Below are 6,547 nucleotides of genomic sequence, written 5' to 3'. Positions count from 1 at the left end.
TTCGACAACCTCTATGGCTGCCGTGAATCGCTGGTCGACGGCATCCGCCGCGGCACCGACGTCATGATGTCGGGCAAGATCGCGATGGTCGCCGGCTTCGGCGACGTCGGCAAGGGCTCGGCCGCCTCGCTGCGCCAGGCCGGCTGCCGCGTCATGGTCTCCGAAATCGATCCGATCTGCGCGCTGCAGGCGGCGATGGAAGGCTATGAGGTGGTGACCATGGAAGATGCCGCGCCGCGCGCCGACATCTTCGTCACCGCCACCGGCAACAAGGACATCATCACTATCGAGCACATGCGCGCGATGAAGGATCGCGCCATCGTCTGCAACATCGGCCACTTCGACAACGAGATTCAGGTCGCGACCCTGAAGAACATGAAGTGGGACAACATCAAGCCGCAGGTCGACGAGATCACCTTCCCCGACGGCAAGCGCATGATCCTGCTGTCGGAAGGCCGCCTCGTGAACCTAGGCAACGCGATGGGCCATCCGTCCTTCGTGATGTCGGCGTCGTTCACCAACCAGACGCTGGCGCAGATCGAGCTGTTTGCCAACAACAAGGACGGCAAGTACAAGAAGGAAGTCTATGTGCTGCCGAAGTCGCTCGACGAGAAGGTGGCGATGCTGCATCTCGCCAAGATCGGCGTTAACCTGACCAAGCTGCGCAAGGACCAGGCCGACTATATCGGCGTCAAGCAGGAAGGCCCGTTCAAGTCGGACCACTACCGCTACTGATCGCTCGCGCGATTGCGTGAAACACGATGGCCGGGGCATTGCCCCGGCCATTTGCTTATGTGCGCTGATGCAACCTCGGAGCCGGCAACCTCGCTCAATGAAATGATGGCGGTCTAATGCTTCCCGGAGATCCACCTCTCCCATCGGGAGAGGTCGGATTTCATCGCCAGATGCAATCCAGGCGAGGGGTTTACGCTTTATCGAGAGAGCAGTGCCCCCTCACCCGATCGCTACGCGATCGACCTCTCCCCGTTGGGGAGAGGTGAACCGAGGCCTTGCCTGTTGTTTCGATTCAACCACACACATCATGCCCTAAGTCGCCCGCGCATGCGTATTGCGCGCCGACCGGACCTTGCCGCCCTTCGCAGACGCGACCTTTGCGCGTTTGGCCGAGGCGCGCTCGTGCCGTGCGGCGACCTGTTTGCGCGGCTTTGCCTCGGCGCGGGCTTCGCGGGTGGTGTCACGGCCGCCGCGCTTGGAGATGTACTCCTGACCGTCGATCGCACCGACATGCGGCGGATCATAGCCGAGATAGGGACGTCCAATCCCAAAGTCCTTGCCATGGACGTCGACCCATTTCCACAGCATCTCGGTCGATGCCCAGCGTTCCGCGCGCGTGCCGCCTTTGGTGCTGACGATGTCGGCGGCCTGCCCATGGCCGTAGCCGCCGCGCAGGCTGCCGCCATGATAAGACCGGTTGTTCGCCGCCTTCAGGCCGCTCGCGATCGACTGGCGATAGTCGTCCCGGAACGCGCTGGTGATGCCCGGCGACAGGCCGGCTTCCTCGGCCGCGTACAGCACGTGGAACAGCTTCACCTTGAAGGCGCGGTCCATGCCGCCGATCACGTAGTCTTCCATCGTCATGCCGGCCTTGCTGGAGGCAGCCTCGTCCTTCCAGGCAAAATTCTCGTCGACCAGCCGGGTGAAGGTGCGCATGACGGTGACCATCTTGCGTTTGCGCTTGATGGTCACGGCGCGCTGCTCGCTGACCCTCATCTTGTCTTCTTTCGGCGCACGCTGATAGAGCGACCAGAGATAGCGATCGATGCAGGCGTTGACGGCGATGCACTCGTCATCGGCAAAGAAGTCGACGCGCGTCGCCGTGTCGGGCGCGTGCTCCTGCGCGCTGGGCGCATCCGGCTTGGCGGTCTCAGCGGGCAGGTTCTCGGTCGGATCGGCCGATGCAAGCGTCACGCGCGATTGGCGCGTATCGGAAGCCCGCGGCTTGTCCGCGACAGCCGCATCGGTGGTGTCGGCAGCCGAGGCGACCTGCGCAGACACGATGGGCGCATCGGTGCGATTCAAGGCGCTGTCGCTGACGGCGTCCGGGAGCGACATCGCGGCGCCCGGCGTCTCCACGATCTCTGCCATTGCAACTGGCGGCGATGCCGCCGCAGGCGACGCGTCGGTCGACTGGGGTGCTTCGGGCGCGCGCGGCGCGTCGATCGGCGCCGCGGTTTGGTTTGCTTGCGGCACATCCGCCATGCGCGGCAGCTCGACCGCCGCTGCGTCCGTGGCCTTCTGCGCCTCGTCGGCCTGCGTTGCGTTGTCTGCAAGCCGCGCGTTGTCGGGCTGAGGCGCTTGTTCTGCCAGCACCTCTTGTTCTGCCCATGGCGCTTGTTCTGCCCGCGGCGGCTGCTCTGCCTGCGGCACGTCGTGGGCCTGCGGTGCTTGATCCGCTGACGGTGACGGATCGACCTGCCGTGTTTGGACAGTATTCACGGCACGGTCGGTCGAAGATGCGCTGCCGTCTGCGACCTGGATGCGACTTCGGTTATCGACCTCCACCAGGCTTCCCAAGGTCGGCAAGGGGAACAGCTGGCTCACGAGGACGACCGACAGGCCGCTTGTCAGCGCCACCGCGGCAAATCGTGCATTCATGATCCAAGCCTCCCGTGATCCGTCCGAGCCAGATACGCAGCCAATCATGCCAACGCGGTCGATTGTTAGGATCACAGACAACCGTGCAAGAGCATCGAGCACGTCGGGCTGGGCTTTTCGGGGAACCGTTGCCTGAATGCAACGTATCCTTGCAGGCGATTTCCGCATGATTTCGGCGGCTATGGAAGCGCAAATACCGGCTTGCGCGAGCCGCTATTTTGTGCGCAGCCGGCCTTTCGACACGCCGGGCGGTGACGCGCGCTGCCGCCGTCTTGATCGCGTCGTCAGCCGATCGCATGATGTGTGACCGATCGCAAATGGACGCACATGATCAACAGAGTTTTCGCCTTCCTCGCCTTGCTGGTCGTCGTTTCACTGGGGCTTGCCGTGCCGGCCGCGGCGGGCGAACTCGACGAGGCTGTCGCGGCTGCGCACCGGGGCGAGTACGCCGCCGCGCTCAAGCGTCTCGCGCCTTTGGCCGAGAAGGGCGATGCGCGGGCGCAGTTCGACGTCGGCTTCATGCATGCGTATGGCTGGGGCTTTCAGCGCAATCCGGCGGAGGCGATCGTCTGGTATCGCAAGGCTGCGGATCAGGGGCTCGGCGTGGCGCAGCATTTTCTCGGCCTCGCATATGTCAACGGCGAGGGCGTTCGGCCCAACGAAGAGGAGGCCGCGCGCTGGTTCAGCCGCGCCGCCGCGCAGGGCTTCGCCTCGTCGCAATACATGCTGGGTTTGATGCTGCTGGACGGCCGTGGCCTGGTGCGGGATGTCGTGCAGGGCTACGCCTGGATCGTGATGGCGGGGCAGGGTGGCGTCCGCGCGGCGGGCCGCACGGTGCAGCGGCTGCCGCTGACGGAGGCCCAGCGGGCGCAGGCGCAGGCGATCGTCGCGCAATGGAAGCCGAAGCCTGAATCTGCAATTGCCACCGTCGTCAATCCGGGCGCGGATGACCTGCTTGGACTCGACCGTCATCTCGGTGAGGTCGCGGACGCCACGACCTGGCCGGCCTCGGCGATCGGCGTCGTGGCGGTTGCGCATTTTTCCACGGGCGGTCAGTGCACGGGCACCCTGGTCGCGCCCCGCCTGGTGCTGACGGCCGCGCATTGCCTGTTCAACGGCACCGCGCCGATCACCCCGAGCAGCGTCCACTTCCTGGCCGGCATGGACAAGGGAACGCCGGCGTCTTCCGCCGCGGCGGAGCGCTTCGTCATCGCCAAGGAATTCGTCCCGACGTTGCGGGAGAGATGGACGCTCGACCGCTCGCCGGCGGATTGGGCGCTGATCGTGTTGCGGGAGCCGATTCCGGCGCGGCCGGTCGCGGTGAGGGCGCTGGCGCCGGAGCAGTTGAAGGCTGCGACCGAGGCCGGCGCGATCTCCGAGATCGGCTATGGCGAGGAGCGGCGCTATTCCCCGACCATGCAGCGCAATTGCCAGGCCGAGCGCACCCGCGACAGCCGGCTCCTGATGGTCCGATGCCTCGCCAATTTCGGCTATTCGGGCTCGCCGGTCCTGGTCGAGATCGACGGCGCCCCGGTCGTAACCGGCCTGTTCTCGGCCTTCCAGGAGGAAACGCGGCTGATGTTCGCGCCCTCTGCCAGCCAGTTCGAGGCAGCGGTGCGGCAGGAAGCTGCGGCAGAGGCGGCGCCGGTGCGGTGAGCAGGGCGCGCCGTGCGATGGAGACCTCGTTGCCGATCGATGTCTGACGTTTCGCTCCAGAATCGATGACTTCCCGTCAGACAGGGTGAGCGGACATTTTCGGGGCCGGCCCGGAAGTCAGCAGCGAGCCACAAGGCGAGATGCCTTTGCCCCGAAGGCTGTGCGACCGCAGGTCTATGCCCTCCTCGCTGGAGTTCAGGCGACTTGGGCGCTTCTCCGAATGCGGTCAGCCGCCTCCCGCAAGGCACCTTCGCTATCGCTCGTTAAGGCAAGATAGCTGAGTGAGTGTTCATAGTAGATCCGAAGGAGCGTGCTTCCAAACCGGAGCGTGCCTTCGACGAAGTCCTCTCCGACTTCATATGGCGGCAGCCACAGATCATTTTCACGGTTTTGCCCAAGCGCTTCCGCTATATCGCCGAGCAAAGCGCGGAATGGCGTGGTGTAATCGAAGGCGGCTCCCGCCCAAAGGATAAGTTGCCAGCCGCCTTTCGGATCGGGATCAATCTGGAGGGGCGAACGAAGCTCGATCATCCTCCGAATATCGGGCGCTTCCGCCATAAAGGAAAGATGCTTCAACGTCGGTATGGTGGCTCCGGGTCATTAGCGCCCCTTCACGTTCAAAACGGCTTGCTTCCGAGTGGACCCCAATAGCGGACATCTCCCGCGCCGGTCGGAAGGTCCGAGATGGGCCAGAAGGAGACCTTCGCATCTCTTGTCCTGGCGTAAGCAAGCTTACCGAAGATACTTGTGACTCATTGTTCGCGAACGCCGCCCTTTCTAAGTCCATCGATGATGTCGTCGTACTCACGACGAAACTGCGGATTGCTGGAACGTGCGTAACCAATTTGACGGAACCAATGCACCGAGAAGTCCGGTCGGATGCCATTCAATTCGATCAACGTTTGCTGGGCCGCTTCCAATTGACCCGTTGCTCCATAAGCTGAAACCAGATCCGCATAGGGCAACCAGTTCAGTTTGTTCAGATTAATCGAGCGCCGGCATTCCTCGACCGCTTCGTTATATTGGTGCAAATGCACGTGAGTATGGCAGAGGTAGAAATGCCAAGTGCCAGCAAGCGTATCTTTGGGGCTAATGCGCAAAGCAATCTGAACTGGGGCGAACGCTTCACGCGCGCGTCCTACCGTGACAAGTGCGATGCCTTTTGTGGCGTACGCGACCGGCGAGTTAGGATCGATTTCCAAGGCTGCATCGTATTCAGGCAGCGCTCGCTCTGGATTTCCGTAGATCAAGATATTTCCCTTCGCTATGTGCGCATCTGCGCTCCACGGGCGTTTGGCAAGAACTTGGTCAATTAGGCTGGTCGCGATCGTTTTGTCTTCGGTAACGGACGCAGACCATCCGTTGAGCACGGCAAGGGCCATGCACCACGCTTTCCCGAGCATTGCGTCAATGTTGTCCGGATCGAGTCGCAGCGCGCTGTCGAACAAGTTCTTTGCCTGCGCGTTCGTTAGCTTGCCCCCGGGCTCATAGATTTTCGCCCAGCCGCGCATGCTGAAATCCACCGCATCCGCGTTCGCGGAATGATCCATTTGACTCCGTCGACTCTCGGCCTCGACGAGCTGGACGTTAAGAGAGCGGGCGAGTCGCGCCGTTACCTGCTCCTGCAACGCTGCAAGATTCGTACGATCGCCGTCAAAACGATCCGACCAGACATCGCGGCCAGTTGACAGGTCGACAAGCGACACATTCATGCGAACCTGATCTCCGGCCCGCTGCACCGCGCCCTCTACGGCCCAGCGAATTCCAAGATCCTTGCCGAGCATCTTGAGATCAAGCTGCTTGTTCTTGTACGTGAACGCCGTTCCGCGTCCGATAACGAACGCGCCCGGCATTTGCGCGAGGTCGGTTGTCAGATCGGTCGTAATGCCATCAGCGAAATAGTCCTGCTCCGGATCGTTGTTGACGTTTGCGAACGGCAGTACGACGAGTGACAAGCGGGGAGTAATGTCGGGCCGGGCCGTAGCTTCCCTCTGCGTTTTTTGCTTGTCCGGAAAAACGTCGGTGCTAAGCGTCTTCCACGCAGTCCAGTAGCCGACGAGACCACCCGCGATCGCGCCGATAGCAGCAATCGAAGCGAGTGCTCCGCCGATCAGCTGCAATCGCGCCCGGAGGAAACCCCTAAAGTTGAGTGTCGATGCTGGTTTGCCCGGTGGCTCGCTGTCAGATGGCTTTTTGTTCAGTGGGTCATTTTCGGATGCCGATTTGTTCGGTCGGTCGCTGGAGACTTCCGAGTTCGTCACCGTTGCCTCCCCGC

5 protein-coding genes are annotated in these 6,547 nt (G+C 62.7%); 2 read left to right on the top strand and 3 right to left on the bottom strand.

The annotated features are described in order from the left end of the window. The coding region (locus tag WA702_RS28995; RefSeq protein WP_425113970.1) for an adenosylhomocysteinase at positions 1 to 735 on the top strand (735 nt) is incomplete at its 5' end. 312 nt (positions 736 to 1,047) lie between these two features. Here the strand turns inward: WA702_RS28995 and WA702_RS28990 are convergent. Next, entirely contained in the window at positions 1,048 to 2,616 is a 1,569-nt protein-coding gene (locus WA702_RS28990) for a hypothetical protein (protein ID WP_425113969.1), read from the bottom strand. A gap of 327 nt (positions 2,617 to 2,943) precedes the next feature. On the opposite strand from WA702_RS28990, the gene WA702_RS28985 reads away from it, so the two are divergent. Next, a complete protein-coding gene (locus WA702_RS28985) occupies positions 2,944 to 4,272 on the top strand; it encodes a trypsin-like serine protease (RefSeq protein ID WP_425113968.1) in 1,329 nt (442 codons plus the stop codon). 195 nt (positions 4,273 to 4,467) lie between these two features. Here the strand turns inward: WA702_RS28985 and WA702_RS28980 are convergent, their stop codons facing one another. Both WA702_RS28980 and WA702_RS28975 read right to left on the bottom strand, forming a co-directional pair. Beyond that, positions 4,468 to 4,848 carry a hypothetical protein gene (locus WA702_RS28980; RefSeq protein ID WP_425113967.1) on the bottom strand — a complete coding sequence of 127 codons (381 nt, stop codon included), beginning with the start codon at positions 4,846 to 4,848 and terminating at the stop codon, positions 4,468 to 4,470. 176 nt (positions 4,849 to 5,024) lie between these two features. Continuing rightward, positions 5,025 to 6,547: tetratricopeptide repeat protein (locus tag WA702_RS28975; protein ID WP_425113966.1), on the bottom strand; the 1,523-nt coding region annotated here is incomplete at its 5' end.

This window comes from Bradyrhizobium sp., from assembly GCF_049798375.1.
Taxonomy (GTDB): Bacteria; Pseudomonadota; Alphaproteobacteria; order Rhizobiales; family Xanthobacteraceae; genus Bradyrhizobium.
This window is presented reverse-complemented; position numbering and strand designations above follow the sequence as displayed.